This window comes from Maribacter sp. Hel_I_7 (assembly GCF_000688315.1).
Lineage (GTDB): Bacteria > Bacteroidota > Bacteroidia > Flavobacteriales > Flavobacteriaceae > Maribacter > Maribacter stanieri.
Genome location: NZ_JHZW01000003.1, coordinates 1,178,793 through 1,196,458, shown reverse-complemented (window position 1 = coordinate 1,196,458; position 17,666 = coordinate 1,178,793). Strand labels below are relative to the sequence as shown.

Here is a 17,666-nt window from a genome sequence, read left to right as displayed (position 1 = left end):
TTGATTAAGTTTAAGTATTTTTGCACTCTCAAAGAGATTATTAGATGAAGAAGAAAGTGGCTTTTTACACTTTAGGATGTAAGTTGAACTTTTCGGAGACTTCTACCATAGCCCGTAATTTTACAGATGAAGGTTTTGAAAGGGTAGATTTTTCGGAAGAAGCAGATATGTATGTTATAAATACATGTTCTGTTACAGATAATGCAGATAAGAAATTTAAGACTATAGTAAAGAAAGCTCAGAAAATTAATCCTGATGCATTTGTTGCTGCGGTTGGCTGTTATGCACAATTAAAACCAGAAGAATTAGCAGATGTTGATGGTGTCGATTTGGTTTTAGGAGCTACAGAGAAGTTTAAAATTACAGATTATATAAACGATCTTACAAAAAAGGACCACGGTAAAATACATTCGTGTGAAATTGCCGATGCAGATTTTTATGTTGGTAGTTACGCAATTGGAGATAGAACCAGGGCTTTTCTAAAGGTGCAAGATGGCTGTGATTATAAATGTACTTATTGTACCATTCCTTTGGCACGTGGCATTTCTCGTAGTGATACTTTGGATAATGTTTTAAAGAATGCTGCAGATATATCTGAGCAGGGTATTAAAGAAATTGTCTTAACCGGAGTCAATATTGGTGATTATGGAAAAGGAGAATTTGGTAATAAAAAGCATGAGCATACTTTTTTAGATCTTGTAAAAGCGCTAGATGATGTAGATGGTATACATCGTTTACGAATCTCATCCATAGAGCCTAATCTACTAAAAAACGAGACTATAGCGTTTGTAGCCCAGAGTAAAACTTTTGTACCTCATTTTCATATTCCTTTGCAGAGTGGTAGTGATGACTTGCTAAAGTTGATGAAGCGTCGTTATATGACCAATCTTTACAAAGAGCGTGTTCATAAGATTAGGGAAGTAATGCCAAATTGTTGTATTGGTGTGGATGTCATAGTAGGTTTTCCTGGGGAGACCGAAGAACATTTTTTAGAGACCTATCACTTTTTAAATGATTTGGATATTTCTTATCTACATGTATTTACATATTCAGAAAGAGACAATACGCCAGCAGCATCAATGGATGGAGTGGTTCCAAATAAGATTAGAAATAAAAGAAGTAAAATGCTACGTGGTTTATCTGTAAAGAAAAGACGTGCATTCTATGAAAGTCAAATAGGGAATGAGCTTACGGTTTTATTTGAGGGAGAAAATAAGGAGGGGTATATTCACGGGTTTACTGAGAATTATGTGAAAGTAAAATCGCCTTGGAATCCAGATTTGGTGAATACGTTACATTCGGTGAAACTGACCGAAATTGATAAAGATGGCTTAGTGCGGTTTAATTTTGTAGACTTAGAAGTAGAAGTATAAAAAAAAGCCTTTCATTTGAAAGGCTTTTTAATTTTTTAGATACGAATGCCAATAGGTAGCATTTCTTTGTACTGTAGTCGGTTTTTTCTTAAGAATCCTGCTATATGAGGACTTGTTGGTACAACTCTAAGGTTTCTTTCTTGAATTATACTTAGAACGGCTTTGATGAAGTTTTCTCTAAAATTTTCATCCGTAATTTCTTCAGGAACTACTAATTTAGTTAGAAACACTTTACGTTCTTGAGAAGAGTATTCTATTCTTGCTAGATGTCCGTTAACTGTGGTTTCAAATTGGCGAAGAAAAGAATTGTCTTTAATAATAACATCGTTCATATAGATTATTTTAGTGTTGCTACTAGACAAAAAAATTACGATGTTCTCATATCGTAATTTGTCGTGATTAAAATGCTATAAAGAATATTGTTTAATATTGCTAGGTGATTTTCGCATTCTTTTCCAAAAGTAGTTAAAAAATCCCTAATTTCCTAGCTTTTACTACGTTTCATAACTATGATTGATAATAGATTTCATGTGTATTGTATGCCAGGAATGGCAGCGAGTTCAGCTATTTTTGAATATATAAAATTGCCAGAAGAACGATTTGAGTTACATTTTTTAGAATGGAGTGTTCCTGCAAAAGGTATTTCCTTTAGTGATTATGCTAAAAATATGAGCGAAAGAATACATCATGAAAACAGTGTCCTATTGGGTGTGTCACTTGGTGGACTTTTAGTCCAAGAGATGTCAAAATTTATAAAGGTTAGTAAGGTGATAATCGTATCTAGTGTAAAAACAAAACATGAATTGCCAAAGCGTATGTTGTTTGCTAGGTATACTAAGGTTCATAAGCTGCTTCCGACAGGTTTGGTAAATAATGTTGAATTGTTAGCTAAATATGCTTTTGGCGAAAGTGTTACCAAACGACTCTCTTTATATGAGAAATATTTATCAGTTAGAGATAAAGGATATATAGATTGGTGTATTAATGAAATGGTTAATTGGAGCCAAGATGTGGCATGTGAGAATTTGGTACACATACACGGGGAAAAGGATACAGTATTCCCCATTTCATATATAAATAATTGTATTCATGTAGTCAATGGAACCCACACTATGATAATTCATAGGGCGAAGTGGTTTAACGAGAACTTGCCAACAATTATTTTGGAATAAGATAGTTCTATATATACCTTTGGTAGACTAAAAAATTGGTTCAAATAATTTAAAATATAAAATTCATGAAAACTATTAAGAATATATTAATGTTATTAGGTGTGGTGTTTGTTGCAGGTACATTAATATTTGCGGTACAAAGTACTGATGCTGTTAAGGTGAACGATAAAATTGTCGTAAACGATAGTGTTCAGGTTAACGTGGCTAAATCATATAAAATTTCTTCTATAGATATCCCTGAGAATTTAAATTTTGCAGGGGAAATTGTGCCTCAAGAGGATCCTGAAATAATGGAACGTGTAGATCGTGAGTTTTTGGTAAACACGTATTGGCAGTCCAACGCTTTATTATTGATTAAAAGAGCAAATAAGTTTTTCCCGATAATAGAACCAATATTGGCTAAAAATGGTATTCCTGATGATTTTAAATATTTGGCAGTGGCGGAAAGTGGTTTAACAAATGTGGTTTCACCTGCAGGTGCTACAGGCTTTTGGCAAATTATGAGAGAAACGGGTAGGGAGTACGGTCTTGAAGTGAATTCTAATGTTGATGAGCGCTATCATTTAGAAAAGTCTACAGAGGTAGCTTGCAAATACTTGAACAAATGGAAAAGTAAATATGGTAGTTGGGCGTTAACAGCTGCGGCTTATAATGCCGGTCCTGGAGCTATTAATAAGTATATGGGTATACAGCAAGTAGATAATTACTGGGATTTATTACTTGGTAGTGAAACAGGAAGATATGTTTTTAGAATTATGGCTATAAAAGAGATTCTAGCTAATCCAGAAAAATATGGTTTTCATGTTGATAAGGAAGATATGTATGAGGCGGTACCTACGTTTACGGTAGAAGTAGATCAACCGGTTAGTGATTTTGCAGATTTCGCTCAGAAATATGAAATCAATTACAAAATATTAAAACGCCATAATCCTTGGTTAAGAGAGCCACATTTAAATAATAGCTCTCGTAAAAAATATACAGTAGAAATTCCTAATAAAGGATATTACCGCGAATCGAAATAAATTTAGATTTTTTTCATCTGTTGTTGCATCATTTTTATTTGATCCGTCAACATGTTGTTTTTATCTAATTTCTTAGCTTCGTTCAAAAGCATGGTGGCTTCTCTTTTTCGACGTTTTTGCATAGAGATACCTGCTAAACTTAATTTTGCCATGGCTACATCGTAGTCCATGGTAAGACCAAGTTTTAATGCTTTTTTGAAGTATTTTTCTGCTTGGGTCAAATTTGTTTGAGAAAAGATGATACCATGTAGGTAATTATAATATCCTTGTTGCTTTACAGTTAATGCCGCTTCTGGATTTTTAATTTTATCCAGCCATTTCTTTGTACCGGCTAAATCTTGCTTTCGCATTCTTAAAAATGACAATAGGATAATTTCATTTCTAAAATATAAAAAGATAAAAATCGTAGATAAAAGTATAAGTGAGATACCATTTCCAATGTTGCCTTCTATAAATTGATAGATTGCATAAGCAATTATTAATCCTGCAATAACCAATTTTAAATTTTTATTGAACATATAATGTAGATTTTTATCTTATTTGAAAAGCTTAGAGTAATTAGGAGCCCTAATAAAATAAGCTAATACAGTGTTTAGTTTTAATTCTGGCAAAATTAGTTAAAAGCTAGGTTTTCAGACGTACGGATTAATAAAAAAATTTTTTTTCATATCGCTTGTCAAAGAAAAAACTCTTTGTATATTTGCGCCCAGTTTCACAGAGGATTCTGTAAAATATCAAAATAATAGAAAAGGTTTAAGACATGCCCGGACAAAAAAGAACATATCAGCCGTCAAAGAGAAAAAGAAAGAACAAACATGGTTTTCGTGAGCGCATGGCTTCCGTAAACGGTAGAAAGGTTCTTGCTAGAAGAAGAGCAAAAGGAAGAAAGAAGTTGACTGTTTCCTCTGAAACAAGACATAAAAAATAATGATTGTATAGTTTTTAAAATATTTAGGTGTTACTTTTTCGAAAGTAGCACCTTTTTTTTGTCCAATTCCCAAAATACTCAATTCAAAAATGCCAAAAAGAAAAGATTTAAACTCAATTTTATTAATAGGATCAGGTCCTATTGTTATCGGTCAAGCTTGTGAATTTGATTATGCAGGTAGTCAGTCTTTACGTTCTTTACGTGAAGATGGTATTGAAACTATCTTAATTAATAGTAACCCAGCGACAATAATGACTGATCCGACAATGGCGGATCATGTTTATTTGAAACCTTTAACTACAAAATCTATTGTAGAAATATTAAAAGCTCATCCACAAATAGATGCGGTTTTGCCAACAATGGGTGGTCAAACAGCATTAAACTTATGTATTGAAGCTGATAAGAAAGGAATTTGGGAAGATTTTGGTGTTGAGTTAATAGGTGTTGATATTGATGCTATTAATATCACTGAAGATAGAGAGCAGTTTAGGGAGCTAATGCTTAAAATTGGCATAGGAATGGCACCCCAAGCTACAGCAACGTCTTTCTTAAAAGGGAAAGAAATAGCACAAGAATTTGGTTTTCCATTGGTAATACGTGCATCTTATACACTTGGTGGTGCTGGAGCATCTATAGTATATAAGGCAGAAGATTTTGATGAGCAATTAAGCTACGGATTGGAAATTTCTCCAATACATGAGGTAATGATCGATAAAGCCTTAATGGGTTGGAAAGAATATGAATTGGAATTACTCCGTGATAAAAATGACAATGTTGTAATTATCTGTACCATAGAAAATATGGACCCTATGGGTATTCATACAGGTGATTCTATTACAGTTGCACCTGCAATGACCTTATCTGACCGTACTTTTCAGAAAATGAGAGATATGGCGATAAAAATGATGCGCAGTATCGGTGATTTTGAAGGAGGTTGTAATGTACAGTTTGCAGTGAGTCCTGATGAGAAAGAAGATATTATTGCCATAGAAATTAATCCACGAGTATCTAGGTCTTCTGCTTTGGCATCTAAGGCAACAGGATATCCTATTGCTAAAATAGCTACTAAACTGGCAATTGGTTATTCGTTAGATGAGTTGGACAATCAGATAACAAAATCCACATCAGCTTTATTTGAACCAACATTAGATTATGTAATCGTAAAAATACCACGTTGGAACTTTGATAAATTTGAAGGTTCTGACCGTACTCTTGGTTTACAGATGAAATCTGTAGGTGAGGTTATGGGTATAGGGCGATCATTTCAGGAAGCATTACATAAAGCAACACAGTCTTTAGAAATTAAAAGAAATGGGCTTGGTGCAGATGGTAAAGGTTATAAGAATTACGAACAAATAATAAGTAAGTTAACAATACCAAGTTGGGATCGTGTATTCGTAATTTATGATGCTATACAAATGGGTATACCATTGAGTCGTATTCATGAGATTACAAAAATAGATATGTGGTTCTTGAAACAATACGAGGAACTATACGCTTTAGAAAAAGAGATTACAAAATATACTATTGCGACACTTTCAAAAGATTTATTGCTAGAAGCTAAGCAAAAGGGCTTTGCGGATAGACAAATTGCACATATGCTAGATTGTTATGAGAGTGAAGTATATAATAAGCGTACAGAACTTAAAATTAACAGAGTTTATAAATTAGTTGATACCTGTGCGGCAGAGTTTAAGGCTATGACGCCTTATTACTATTCAACATTTGAAGAAGAAATTGAAAAACCGGACGGTACCCGATATGTAGAAAACGACAGTATAGTTTCTGATAAGAAAAAAATTGTTGTTTTGGGTTCTGGGCCTAATCGAATTGGTCAAGGTATAGAATTTGATTACTGTTGTGTGCATGGGGTTTTGGCAGCTGCAGAATGTGGTTATGAAACCATAATGATTAATTGTAATCCTGAGACGGTTTCTACTGATTTTGATACTGCGGATAAGCTTTATTTTGAACCTGTATTCTGGGAACATATATATGACATCATTCGTCATGAAAAACCGGAAGGTGTTATAGTTCAATTAGGGGGGCAAACAGCACTTAAGTTAGCAGAAAAGCTATCTAAATATGGTATAAAGATTATAGGTACAAGTTTTGAGTCTTTGGATTTAGCGGAAGATAGAGGTAGTTTTTCTAAACTTTTACAAGAAAATGATATTCCATTCCCACAATTTGGAGTTGCTGAAACTGCAGATGAAGCTTTAGCACTTTCAGATGAACTTGATTTTCCATTATTGGTTAGACCTTCATACGTTTTAGGTGGTCAAGGAATGAAGATCGTTATTAATAAAGAAGAACTAGAAGAGCATGTAGTAGATCTTTTGAGAAAGATTCCGAATAACAAGTTATTGCTAGATCATTATTTGGATGGAGCTATAGAAGCGGAGGCAGATGCAATTTGTGATGGTGAAGATGTATATATCATCGGAATTATGGAGCATATTGAACCTTGTGGAATTCACTCGGGAGATTCTAATGCAACATTACCACCATTTAATTTAGGTGAGTTTGTAATGCAGCAGATTAAAGATCACACCAAGAAAATTGCATTAGCATTAAATACGGTAGGTCTTATCAACATTCAGTTTGCAATAAAAGATGACGTTGTTTATATCATCGAAGCAAACCCTAGAGCATCTCGAACGGTGCCTTTTATAGCGAAAGCTTACAAAGAACCATATGTAAACTATGCAACTAAGGTGATGTTAGGGGAGAAGAAGGTGAAAGATTTCAACTTCAACCCTCAATTGGAAGGTTTTGCAATAAAACAACCGGTATTCTCTTTCAATAAATTTCCTAATGTAAACAAAAACTTAGGTCCTGAAATGAAGAGTACAGGAGAGAGTATTCTTTTCATCGATAGTCTTAAAGATGATGAATTTTACAACTTATACGCTAGACGTAAAATGTATTTAAGTAAATAGTCTTATTTTAAGACTAATATTATAAACGGAAGGGAAACTTGAAATAAATTAGAGTTTCCCTTCTGCGTATAATCTTCTTATTTCTTTCTTGTCAAATTTACCAACACTTGTTTTTGGTACTTGATTTATTGTTACGTAGTTATCAGGAATTTGATAATTAGCAAAATCCTTGGCTAAAAATTCTTTCAATTCTTCAGTAGAAACAGGATCATTTTCATCCGCTAGTACTAATGTTGCCAAAGGTCGTTCAGACCATTTTTTATCAGGTATTGCAATGACGGCAGCTTCTTTGATTTTGGAATGAGACATTAGCGCTAGTTCCAGCGCTACACTAGAAATCCATTCTCCACCACTTTTAATTAAATCTTTGGTACGGTCTGTTATTTCCATATAGCCATCAGCATCTATAGTACTTACATCTCCAGTTCTAAACCAACCGTCTTTAGTAAAGCTATCACGGCTATTAGTCTTGAAATAAGACTTGATTACCCAGGCTCCTTTTACTTGTAGTTCTCCCATAGTTTTACCATCTCTAGGAGCTACTTCGCCGTCATCCCCAATTATTCGCATTTCTATGCCTGGAAATTCAATGCCTTGTTTTGCTCGTATTTTTATTTGTTCTTTTTCGCTTAAGTTTTTATGCTTTTTCTGAAGTCTACTAGCTGTACCTAAAGGTGAAGTTTCTGTCATACCCCAGGCTTGCACTCCTTTAATTCCAAAATCCTTTTCAAAATTTTCAATAAGACTGGCAGATAGAGCTGAACCGCCTACCAAATATTCCTCTAAGGCTAATTTGTTTTTAGGAGGGTTCTTTTTCATTTCTTCGTAAACTCCTCTCCAAATAGAGGGTACCCCATTTGCTTTGTTAACTTTCTCACTTTCTAGAATTCTTATAATTGCATCTGGTCGTAAATGTAATGATGGCATTACCATATCTGATCCAGATAATAAACACATATAGGGGAAACCCCAAGCCATAACATGAAATTGAGGCACTACTAATAATATAATATCATTATTGTTGTAATTACCTGCGTTAGGCGATAGTATAGTCATGGCATGTAAATAAGTTGACCTATGGGAATATAAAACTCCTTTAGGCATACCTGTTGTGCCACTTGTATAACACATACCACTGGCATCATTTTCATCTATTGCAGGCCAATCAATTGTTTCTAATTGCTCTCCTATTAAATCTTCATAATGAATGATGTTGGGGAGATTAGTGGTAAAGCCTTTAGGGGCATTTATGATAATATATTTTTCTACTGTCTCTAATTTTGGAGCTATTTTTTCTAATAAAGGGACTAATGTGGCGTCAACAAAAATCACTTTATCTTCAGAATGATTAATAATAAATTCTGTCTGCTGAGATGATAATCTGATATTGATGGTATGGCAAATTGCACCTATTCCTGGTATACCATAGTATAATTCAACATGTTGGTAGTGATTCCATGCAAAGGTGCCAACCATATCACCTTTAGTAATTCCTAATTTATTTTTTAGGGCATTAGCGAGTTGACAGCATCGTTTGTAAAGTTGGCCGTACGAATATTCATGTCTACTACCATCTGGTAAATAAGAGATTAATTTTTTATCTGGAAAAGCACTGTTTGCATATTTTAATATGGTATTAGTGGTTAGTGGGTAATCCATTATTAATCCGGTCATAAAAGATATTTTAAGATAAGTTCATTACGTAACTTTTAAATTTAATCATTTTAAAATAACATATCCATAAAATTTTAACACTAAATTTATTGATTTGCTATTGTGTTAGATGTGGTTTTTAATAGGTTAATCCATCTTTTATAAGGTTAAAAATTAATTTTATTAGGTAATCCTAAATCTCCTTTTATAGCTAATCTTGTTCAGGAATAGATTTTTAAAAAAAGAAGGTGAAAAAAATAATTATCTTATTAAGTTTAATAGTGTTGATTTTTATTGGATTGGCATATTGGTCTTTATCAAGTACTAATAAAACTTTTGACACCTGTGAGATTGTAGGATTTTCTGATGTCGAAAAAATAGATTTTAAAAAGTATGATTCTGTATTAGTTGCGGCAAGTACTTTATATGAAGCAAATGATATAAAAAATGTCATGCAGGGCGCACAATATAGAAAGGCATGGGCAACCCCGGTTAAAGTGCCAATTCTGTATTTAAATGATTTGGAAGGCAATTTAAAAATACTAGAAGAAGGTGGCGGTCAACAAACCCACTCTTTAAAGTTAAAGAGGGATGACGGCACATTAATGACTTTGAGAAGTGTATCGAAAGATCCTTCTCCTTTAATACCTGAAATAGCCGAGACCTTGGGAATAGAAAATATAGTTGTTGATGGTATTTCAGCTCAACATCCATACGCAGCTCTAGTAGTAGCGCAGTTGTCTAAAAAGGCTAAAATATTCAATACTCAACCAAAGTTGGTATTTGTTCCAAAACAGGCAGCGCTTGATAATTATAATGCAAAGTTTGGCAATCGTTTGTTTCAATTAGAATATGAAACAGAAGGTAATGCGAAGTGGTTAAATAAGGTAAATGTAGATTCTCTTATAGACACAGATAACTTACAAGAGTTAAAAATTAAATACCCGAATAAAGTTGCCATAGATGAGAATTCATTAGTTAGAGCAAGGCTGTTTGATTTGCTTATTGGTGATTGGGATCGCCATGCCAAACAGTGGGGCTGGGCAATTGAAAATATTGGAGATTCCATAAATGCTATTCCTTTGCCGTGCGATAGGGATAATGCATTCTTTAATTTAGAAGGTATTCTACCTACATTAATCTCTAATCAAGCTTTTCTTCCCGAAGTACAATCTTTTGAAAAAGAGATAGATTTCTTACCAGGTTTAATATCTCCATTCGATGTTTATTTTATGAGGGATATTCCACAAACGGTATTTGAAAAAGAAGCTAGGCAATTACAAGTATTATTGACTGATCAAGCTATAAATGAATCTTTTGGTGTATGGTCTAATGATATTTTCGAATTGGATGGTAATGAAATAATAGCAAAGATTAAAAGTAGGCGAGGTAAGCTACTAGATTATGCTATTCGATTTAAAAAAGAACTAATTAAAGCAGAGGAATTAACGAAAGCATTGAAAGGTTCCGATGATTTAAAATTGACTAAATCACAAATGGCATGTTTTAATTGTGTCAACTAATAATAGGCAATTGAAAAATGGGAGTCAATTATTTATCTAATACACTTAGTAAACCAACAAACTCACAATCATGAATGAACTTACAGTAGATAAAGTCGAAAAGTATATCAAGAATCTTTTAGCAGACCAAATGAATAAGAACTTTCTTTTTCATAGTCAAGGGTATGCTAAAAAGACTATTGTAGAAGTAAATAAGATTCTAAGCGAAAGTGGCAATCAACAAGTTGATCAAAATAGAGTTATAATAGCTGCTTGGTTTCTTTATTCAGGTTATGCGGTAGATTATGAAAATCATTTAAATGAGAGTCTTCAATTGGCTTCAAGTTTTCTAAAAGAAAATAAAGTTGATCAAAATGATATTGATCAAATACATAATTTAATAAGTTGTCCGTGGCAAGATGAAAACCCTAAAAATGATGAAGAGGCTATTTTAAAAGACGTTAGCTGTTGGTTTTATGCATCAGAGAATTTTGAGGAAATGCTACAATTGTTAAGGCTTGAATTAGAGAATTTTGATAAATCTGTTCCAGACCTAGATACATGGCGTTTAAACTACGTTGAAAAACTACGTATTCAGCATCGTTTTTACACCGACTATGCCAAGGAGAATTGGCAAGAAAAAAAAGAAAATAATATACTTTCGTTGATTTCTAGATTACAAAAGTCAGAAAAGACAGAAAAGAAAGAGGTTTTAAAAGCTAGATTGAAAGATGAGAGTCCGCAAAGGGCAATTCAGTCCTTGTATCGTATAGAGCTTAGAAACCATATTAAATTAAGTGATATCGCAGATACTAAAGCAAATATTCTACTTTCTGTAAATGCTATTATTATTTCATTGTTACTAGCTAATCTGATACCGAAATTAGATTCACCATCAAATTCGTATTTAATTTATCCAACGGTAATATTTGTATTGTTCAGTATAGCATCCATGATAATGTCCGTATTAGCAACGCGTCCTAAAGTTACTAATGAAGATGTAGTCGAAGATGATATTAAAAAGAAGGATACTAACTTCTTATTTTTTGGGAATTTCCATACGATGGAGTTAAATGATTTTAAATCTAAACTAAGAGATATCATCAAAAGTAAAGAATCAATTTATGATTCTTTAAGTATGGATTTGTATTACTTGGGTAAGGTTTTGCAAGAAAAGTACCGATTATTACGTTGGACTTATACGGTGTTTCTGGTAGGAGTTATTCTTTCGGTAATCGCTTTCGGTTTTGCTTTGAAATACTATGGTATGGAAGATGAGCTTCTAGATGCAGTAACTCCACTTCCTAAATAAATAATAGAGATTATATCAATTAAACCAAACCGCGTATTTTTTACGTCTAAGTTCAAGAGCCAATTGCTTTTCCATATGCAAAGCATCTGCTCTTGTTTTTATAGGTTCAATATGATTGAAAAGACTGCCACGCAAATACATGCCATATTTATGAACAATTTTTGAAGATAGATTATGACCTTTTTTACTTAAAGCACCAGTTTTATGTTGATCAAATCGTTCTTTGGGTGTCTTACTTGTCATGCCTACATATAGACATTCAAGAACTCCGTTAAATTGCGGATTGGCTTCTCTGAACTTTCTATTTTCAGTGAACACTTTTTTTGATAATTCAATAACGTAAATGGAATACATAATAGACGGTATGAATTAAAGACTTTTTAAATTTTTTAAGGTAATGTATTGAGGTTACTACTCAATAACTTCAATTCCTTCAGTAGTAAATGAAAAGGCTTGAGCTCCCAATCCACCAACCATAACGGCTTGAAATAATGGGTTCAATTGTTTCTTTGAATACCAATCTATCATAAAATTTGCACCACTACCACCAGAGGTATCTTGCTGTTCAATAACGTAATCAATAGATTCCATAGGGGTGAGGTATATAGGGGAGTCAATATAGCTCCTAACCAAATCTCCTTCAGTATTATAGTAATCTATTTTACTTACGAACAAGCTATCTTTTAAACTTGTATTTCTAATGCTTAGCGTAGCTGTTAGCAATGTTCTAGAATCTCTAGTCTGATTATAGATATCCGAATAAATAGGTACGTAAATCTGTCTAACCAGCGAATCTATTGAAATAGCATTTGCCTTTCTGTCTAATGTATGATTATCAAGAACTTCTACAGGAATTTCTTCCGTCGATTTTTCTTTGCAAGACACTATGGTCGTTACAACAATTACTAAAAGGCAAATACTATTTAAAACAGTTTTTAATTTTCTCAAATGATGATTTTTAATCTTCCCATTCTGTATGGAAAATACCTTCACGATCTAAACGCTCATAAGTATGTGAACCAAAATAATCTCGTTGCGCCTGAATTAAGTTTAACGGCAATTTACTAGAGGTATACGCATCAAAATATGTAAGCGAGTTTGACAAACCTGGTAATGGAATTCCATTTTGTGCTCCAAAAGCAACCAATTCTCTAGCTGCACCAACAGTTTCCTTTATTTTACTCACGAAATTTGGAGAAAGTAAAAGATTAGGTAAAGTAGGTTCAGCTTTAAAAGCTTCTGTAATATCAGCTAAAAGACCGGCACGTATAATACAACCAGCTCTCCATATTTTTGCAATTATCGCAATATCTAAATCATAACCGTATTCTTTAGAAGCATCTGCTAGTTGGTGCAGGCCTTGCGAATATGTTATAATGAAAGAGAAGAATAATGCTTTTTCGGTAAGCTCTTCTAATTTTTCTTTATCCATGTGGGCAACAGATGGTCTATCATAAAGAGCATCGGCTTTAACTCTTTCTTCTTTTAAAGCAGAAAGTTCACGCATGCTAACGGCAACATCAATTGATGGAACGGGAATGCCTAAATCCATCGCATTTTGACTTGTCCATTTACCGGTACCTTTTTGCTTAGCCTTATCTAGAATCTGATCTACTAAGCGTCCCTTTACAAGTTCATCTTCTTGCTCAAATATCTCAGAAGTAATTTGAACTAGGAAAGATTGTAATCTTCCAGAATTCCACTTTGCAAAAGTGCTATGTAATTCATCGTTTGTATAATCGCCCCCTTTTTTTAGAACATCATAAATTTCAGAAGTTAACTGCATTAAGCCGTATTCTATACCATTATGTACCATTTTTACATAGTTACCAGCAGATTTTGGACCTAAATAAGCAACACATGGTTCACCATTGTATTTAGCGGATACCGCTTCAAAAATTGGTTTAATATGTTCATATGCAGATTTTGAGCCACCAGGCATAATACTTGGACCTTTACGAGCACCTTTTGCACCACCTGAAACACCGGCACCAAAAAAGTTAATTGCTCTTTCTTGTAATTGCGCTTCTCTTCTGTCCGTATCTGTAAAGAAAGAGTTACCACCATCAATGATAATATCTCCTTTGTCAATATGTGGTAGTAACGATTCTATAACCGCATCTACAATTTTACCAGCAGGTACCAATAACATTATTTTACGCGGCTGTTTTAAATTTTTTACGAATGTCTTTATATTGCTAGATGCACTTACTTTATCTAAATCTCCTCCCAAAGTCTTTAAAGCCTCTACTTTTTCCTCATCTAAATCATATCCGTAAGCAGAAAACCCATTATCAGCTACATTAAGAATAAAATTCTGTCCCATTACTCCAAGACCTACTAAACCAAAATCATACATAAATTGATTGTTTTTTAATTAAAAAATACAAAAATGTTACAACACTCTGTTTATATGTTGTTAGCAACATAATGTCAATCAAAAATAATTTAAAATATTGACTTTAATTCCAAATTCCGTCTTAAAGAAGACCAATAATGGCTTAGATTTTAAGATATTTGAATAATAAAGAATATCAACCCATAATGAAAAAGACAGAAAATCAAATGCTCGTAATTTTTGGGGCATCTGGAGATTTAACAGCAAGGAAATTAATACCCGCAATTTTCAATTTATATAAAGGCAACGACCTACCTGAAAATTTTGTGGTTCTTGGTGTGAGTAGGAGTGATTTGGGCGATTTGCAATTTAGAAGTAAGGTAGTTCTAGAAAGCCCTTATCTAGAAAAAGAAAGAGAAGAGTTTGACGAGGATTATATTCAAAAATTTGCCGATAAACTTTTTTATGAAGATTTAGGATCAGATTATGACACGTCATATGAGCGTTTAGAAAAAAGGATTTCAGATTTAGATCAAAAATATAATACGAATGGTAATCATATGTTTTACTTGTCTACACCGCCAAGTTTGTATGAGCCTATTGCAAAAAATTTATCTGATCAAGGACTAAATGAAGAGAATACTGGTTGGAGAAGAATTATTGTTGAAAAACCATTTGGTTATAGTTTAGAGTCTGCTAAAGAATTAAACGATGGTTTGCATACCTATTTTAAAGAAGGTCAAATTTTTAGAATAGATCATTATTTAGGAAAGGAAACGGTACAGAATTTACTAGTAACGCGTTTTGCCAACAGTATTTTTGAGCCACTTTGGAATAGGAATTATATACATCATGTAGAGATTACCAATGCAGAAAGTGTAGGTGTTGAGAAAAGAGGAGGTTACTATGATAAGTCTGGTGCTTTAAGAGATATGTTTCAAAGTCATTTATTGCAGATAGTAGCTTTAATTGTGATGGAGCCGCCTTTAAGCGCAGATGCAGAGGAAATTCGTAATGAAAAGTTGAAAGCGTTGAAGTCACTTAAAATAATGACGGATGAGAAAACACTTTATGACAATACTATAAGAGCACAGTATGTATCTTCTAAAATTGATGGTCAAGAGGTAAAAGGTTATAGAGAAGAAGAAGGGGTTGATAATAATTCAACTACAGAAACCTTTGCTGCAATTAAGTTCTTTGTAGATAATTGGCGTTGGGCAGATGTACCGTTCTATGTTAGAACGGCAAAACGTATGCCAACCAAAGTAACTGAGGTTGTTATACACTTTAAAACTCCACATCATCAGATTTTTAAGGAATCGGGTATCAGTAATAAGGATAATAAATTGGTTATTCGTATTCAGCCAGATGAAGGTATATTGATAAAGTTCGGAGTAAAAGTTCCTGGTCAAGGTTTTGAAGTAGAACGTGCCAATATGGATTTTTACTATTCTAGTTTAACGGAAACTAATGTAATGGAAGCTTATGAGCGTCTTTTGCTTGATGCAATGCAAGGCGATGCTACTTTATATGCAAGGGCTGATGAAGTAGAAGCAGCTTGGGCATTTGTTGATCCTATTTTAGAATATTGGAAAAATGGAAAGGATGTTAAAATGTACGGTTATGCAGCCGGAGTTTGGGGGCCTGAAAATGCGAATGAGCTTATTGAAGGAGTTGGGGAATGGCGTAACCCTAGTGAGAATTTAGCAGATGAATCTGGTTATTGTGTAATCTGTTAAATAGGAAGAGGAATAATTAAAGTTATAAGAAAAGATGGAAGTAAAAGTTTACCAAAATAAAACAAAGGTAGCGGAAGAGTTTTCTAAATACCTTATAGAGAAATCTGCAGATCAGGAGGCTTTTCATATAGCCTTATCTGGTGGTAGTACCCCTAAAATTGTGTTTGATGTTCTAGCGGAGGAATTTGCGGGCGATGTAAATTGGAGTAATATTCATTTGTACTGGGGAGATGAAAGATGTGTAGCACCTGATGATGCGGAAAGTAATTATAAAATGACGGTAGAGCACCTTATCTCTAAGGTAGATATACCAGAGGAAAATATCCACCGTATTAAAGGTGAAGCTGATCCAAAGTTGGAAGCTAAGCGTTATGGTGAATTATTGGAGAAAGAATTGCCTAAAGAGTTGGGATTGCCTCAGTTCGATTTGGTTATTCTTGGTATGGGCGATGATGGTCATACAGCATCAATTTTTCCTCATGAAATAGAGCTTTGGGTTTCACCGGATAATTGTGAAGTTGCAATACACCCAGAATCTGGTCAAAGAAGAGTTTCACTAACGGGCAGAATTATAAATAATGCCAAAACAGTAGCTTTCTTGGTAACAGGAGAAACCAAGGCAGAAAAGGTTAAAATAATTATTGACAGGGAAGAAGGGTATTTAGTTTATCCGGCAAGCCATGTTGCACCAAAAACCAAAGATTTAGTTTGGTTTTTAGATGCAGCTGCGGCAAAGCTTCTTACTTAAGTTCAATCTTTATATTTTCAGATTCCAATTCTTTAATATAATCTTCTGAGTTAAAGGTTTTAGATTCAAATTTAGTATCTCTTTCTTGAGCTTCTAATTTGCGGTATTTGCTGCGCGCAAATCTTCTAACCCCTTGATCATCAGAGATAATTAGTCCTGGTACGGGAACATTTTTTCCATCTGTTCCCTTAGCTACCATAGTAAAATATGATGAATTACAGTGCTTTTTAGTGCCTGTCGTAATGTTTTCAGATTCTACTCTAACACCAACAACCATAGATGTACGACCAGTATAGTTGATACTTGCTTTTAAGGTCACCAATTCACCTACTTCAATAGGGTTTAAAAAATTTACTCGGTTAACAGATGCAGTTACGCAATATTGTCGCGAATGTTTAGAAGCGCAAGCAAACGCGATCTGATCCATTAAATTCAATATATGTCCACCATGTACTTTGCCTCCAAAATTAGAATGGGAGGGAAGCATCAATTCTGTTATAGAAACTCTAGACTCTCTTACACTTTTAAACTTTTCCATAAGGTCTTTATTTTTTAACGTAAATGTCTATTTTCTAAAATGAGGTGATTGTTCTGGTTGTACTTTGGTAACGAAATATTTTGAATCGCCTAACCAAAAAAATGTGGTATAGCGTTCTACATAACTAACTTTTACGTATTGTCCTTGGTATTCTTGCAGTTTTTCTATAACCTCTTTATCCTTGTCTAATACAGAAAATGAAAATATTTGAGCACCAGATATTCCTTGGCTAATTTCACCTTCCCACGTTTTGGCTATAACTCCTTTGTGGCTGATTTTTATAAGTTCCCCTGAACGAACACCTTCGCTAAAGGTCACAAAATAGATGAATGCGTAATAGAGCGCACAGATTACTACAACGCTTAATAAAATTAATGAGACTATCTTTTTCATGTGTTT

17 protein-coding genes are annotated in these 17,666 nt (G+C 33.7%); 9 read left to right on the top strand and 8 right to left on the bottom strand.

Annotated features, from left to right (window positions below):
• Positions 1-44: 44 nt before the first annotated feature.
• A complete protein-coding gene (gene mtaB / locus P178_RS0116990) occupies positions 45-1,373 on the top strand; it encodes a tRNA (N(6)-L-threonylcarbamoyladenosine(37)-C(2))-methylthiotransferase MtaB (RefSeq protein WP_027067356.1) in 1,329 nt (442 codons plus the stop codon).
• 35 nt (positions 1,374-1,408) lie between these two features.
• Here the strand turns inward: mtaB and P178_RS0116985 are convergent, their stop codons facing one another.
• Complete coding sequence (locus P178_RS0116985; protein WP_027067355.1) at positions 1,409-1,705, bottom strand: GNAT family N-acetyltransferase; 297 nt, start codon at positions 1,703-1,705, stop codon at positions 1,409-1,411.
• Positions 1,706-1,882: 177 nt separating this feature from the next.
• On the opposite strand from P178_RS0116985, the gene P178_RS0116980 reads away from it, so the two are divergent.
• Entirely contained in the window at positions 1,883-2,545 is a 663-nt protein-coding gene (locus P178_RS0116980) for a hypothetical protein (protein WP_027067354.1), read from the top strand.
• Between the two features lie 65 nt (positions 2,546-2,610).
• On the top strand, positions 2,611-3,567 hold the full coding sequence (locus P178_RS0116975; protein ID WP_027067353.1) for a lytic transglycosylase domain-containing protein: 957 nt from the start codon (positions 2,611-2,613) through the stop codon (positions 3,565-3,567).
• Positions 3,568-3,569: 2 nt separating this feature from the next.
• Here the strand turns inward: P178_RS0116975 and P178_RS0116970 are convergent, their stop codons facing one another.
• On the bottom strand, positions 3,570-4,085 hold the full coding sequence (locus P178_RS0116970; RefSeq protein ID WP_027067352.1) for a hypothetical protein: 516 nt from the start codon (positions 4,083-4,085) through the stop codon (positions 3,570-3,572).
• A gap of 242 nt (positions 4,086-4,327) precedes the next feature.
• On the opposite strand from P178_RS0116970, the gene rpmH reads away from it, so the two are divergent.
• Both rpmH and carB read left to right on the top strand, forming a co-directional pair.
• Positions 4,328-4,495: a 50S ribosomal protein L34 gene (gene rpmH / locus P178_RS0116965; protein WP_027067351.1), complete on the top strand. Its 168-nt coding sequence runs from the start codon at positions 4,328-4,330 to the stop codon at positions 4,493-4,495.
• A gap of 89 nt (positions 4,496-4,584) precedes the next feature.
• Positions 4,585-7,437, top strand: a complete 2,853-nt coding sequence (carB, locus tag P178_RS0116960) for a carbamoyl-phosphate synthase large subunit (protein WP_027067350.1) — start codon at positions 4,585-4,587, stop codon at positions 7,435-7,437.
• Positions 7,438-7,485: 48 nt separating this feature from the next.
• On the opposite strand, the gene P178_RS0116955 is transcribed toward carB, so the two are convergent.
• Positions 7,486-9,111, bottom strand: coding sequence for a long-chain fatty acid--CoA ligase (locus P178_RS0116955; protein ID WP_027067349.1), 1,626 nt, complete (start codon positions 9,109-9,111; stop codon positions 7,486-7,488).
• Positions 9,112-9,338: 227 nt separating this feature from the next.
• On the opposite strand from P178_RS0116955, the gene P178_RS0116950 reads away from it, so the two are divergent.
• Both P178_RS0116950 and P178_RS0116945 read left to right on the top strand, forming a co-directional pair.
• Complete coding sequence (locus P178_RS0116950) at positions 9,339-10,613, top strand: hypothetical protein (RefSeq protein ID WP_036147054.1); 1,275 nt, start codon at positions 9,339-9,341, stop codon at positions 10,611-10,613.
• A gap of 70 nt (positions 10,614-10,683) precedes the next feature.
• Positions 10,684-11,904: a Pycsar system effector family protein gene (locus tag P178_RS0116945; RefSeq protein ID WP_027067347.1), complete on the top strand. Its 1,221-nt coding sequence runs from the start codon at positions 10,684-10,686 to the stop codon at positions 11,902-11,904.
• Between the two features lie 15 nt (positions 11,905-11,919).
• On the opposite strand, the gene P178_RS0116940 is transcribed toward P178_RS0116945, so the two are convergent.
• The 3 genes from P178_RS0116940 to gndA are packed head-to-tail and all read right to left on the bottom strand — an operon-like array spanning position 11,920 to position 14,263.
• Entirely contained in the window at positions 11,920-12,258 is a 339-nt protein-coding gene (locus tag P178_RS0116940) for a GIY-YIG nuclease family protein (protein ID WP_036147051.1), read from the bottom strand.
• Positions 12,259-12,315: 57 nt separating this feature from the next.
• Positions 12,316-12,852, bottom strand: a complete 537-nt coding sequence (locus P178_RS0116935) for a DUF3124 domain-containing protein (RefSeq protein ID WP_197026816.1) — start codon at positions 12,850-12,852, stop codon at positions 12,316-12,318.
• Between the two features lie 10 nt (positions 12,853-12,862).
• Entirely contained in the window at positions 12,863-14,263 is a 1,401-nt protein-coding gene (gene gndA, locus P178_RS0116930) for an NADP-dependent phosphogluconate dehydrogenase (RefSeq protein ID WP_027067344.1), read from the bottom strand.
• A gap of 185 nt (positions 14,264-14,448) precedes the next feature.
• Between gndA and zwf the strand changes: the two genes are divergently transcribed.
• Together zwf and pgl are read left to right on the top strand one after the other, a co-directional pair.
• On the top strand, positions 14,449-15,981 hold the full coding sequence (gene zwf, locus P178_RS0116925; protein WP_027067343.1) for a glucose-6-phosphate dehydrogenase: 1,533 nt from the start codon (positions 14,449-14,451) through the stop codon (positions 15,979-15,981).
• Between the two features lie 34 nt (positions 15,982-16,015).
• Positions 16,016-16,729 (top strand): 6-phosphogluconolactonase, encoded by a 714-nt coding sequence (pgl, locus tag P178_RS0116920; RefSeq protein ID WP_027067342.1) that lies wholly within the window; start codon positions 16,016-16,018, stop codon positions 16,727-16,729.
• On the opposite strand, the gene P178_RS0116915 is transcribed toward pgl, so the two are convergent.
• Positions 16,722-17,267 carry an acyl-CoA thioesterase gene (locus P178_RS0116915; protein ID WP_027067341.1) on the bottom strand — a complete coding sequence of 182 codons (546 nt, stop codon included), beginning with the start codon at positions 17,265-17,267 and terminating at the stop codon, positions 16,722-16,724. The genes pgl and P178_RS0116915 overlap by 8 nt on opposite strands.
• Positions 17,268-17,294: 27 nt before the next feature.
• Positions 17,295-17,660, bottom strand: coding sequence for a hypothetical protein (locus P178_RS0116910; RefSeq protein WP_027067340.1), 366 nt, complete (start codon positions 17,658-17,660; stop codon positions 17,295-17,297).
• Positions 17,661-17,666 lie beyond the last annotated feature (6 nt).

Bases quoted from the DNA above. Each gene is read 5' to 3' on its own strand.
- mtaB (WP_027067356.1), top strand. From the start codon at position 45: ATGAAGAAGAAAGTGGCTTTTTACACTTTAGGATGTAAGTTGAACTTT.
- P178_RS0116985 (WP_027067355.1), bottom strand. From the start codon at position 1,705: ATGAACGATGTTATTATTAAAGACAATTCTTTTCTTCGCCAATTTGAA.
- P178_RS0116980 (WP_027067354.1), top strand. From the start codon at position 1,883: ATGATTGATAATAGATTTCATGTGTATTGTATGCCAGGAATGGCAGCG.
- P178_RS0116975 (WP_027067353.1), top strand. From the start codon at position 2,611: ATGAAAACTATTAAGAATATATTAATGTTATTAGGTGTGGTGTTTGTT.
- P178_RS0116970 (WP_027067352.1), bottom strand. From the start codon at position 4,085: ATGTTCAATAAAAATTTAAAATTGGTTATTGCAGGATTAATAATTGCT.
- rpmH (WP_027067351.1), top strand. From the start codon at position 4,328: ATGCCCGGACAAAAAAGAACATATCAGCCGTCAAAGAGAAAAAGAAAG.
- carB (WP_027067350.1), top strand. From the start codon at position 4,585: ATGCCAAAAAGAAAAGATTTAAACTCAATTTTATTAATAGGATCAGGT.
- P178_RS0116955 (WP_027067349.1), bottom strand. From the start codon at position 9,111: ATGACCGGATTAATAATGGATTACCCACTAACCACTAATACCATATTA.
- P178_RS0116945 (WP_027067347.1), top strand. From the start codon at position 10,684: ATGAATGAACTTACAGTAGATAAAGTCGAAAAGTATATCAAGAATCTT.
- P178_RS0116940 (WP_036147051.1), bottom strand. From the start codon at position 12,258: ATGTATTCCATTTACGTTATTGAATTATCAAAAAAAGTGTTCACTGAA.
- gndA (WP_027067344.1), bottom strand. From the start codon at position 14,263: ATGTATGATTTTGGTTTAGTAGGTCTTGGAGTAATGGGACAGAATTTT.
- zwf (WP_027067343.1), top strand. From the start codon at position 14,449: ATGAAAAAGACAGAAAATCAAATGCTCGTAATTTTTGGGGCATCTGGA.
- pgl (WP_027067342.1), top strand. From the start codon at position 16,016: ATGGAAGTAAAAGTTTACCAAAATAAAACAAAGGTAGCGGAAGAGTTT.
- P178_RS0116915 (WP_027067341.1), bottom strand. From the start codon at position 17,267: ATGGAAAAGTTTAAAAGTGTAAGAGAGTCTAGAGTTTCTATAACAGAA.
- P178_RS0116910 (WP_027067340.1), bottom strand. From the start codon at position 17,660: ATGAAAAAGATAGTCTCATTAATTTTATTAAGCGTTGTAGTAATCTGT.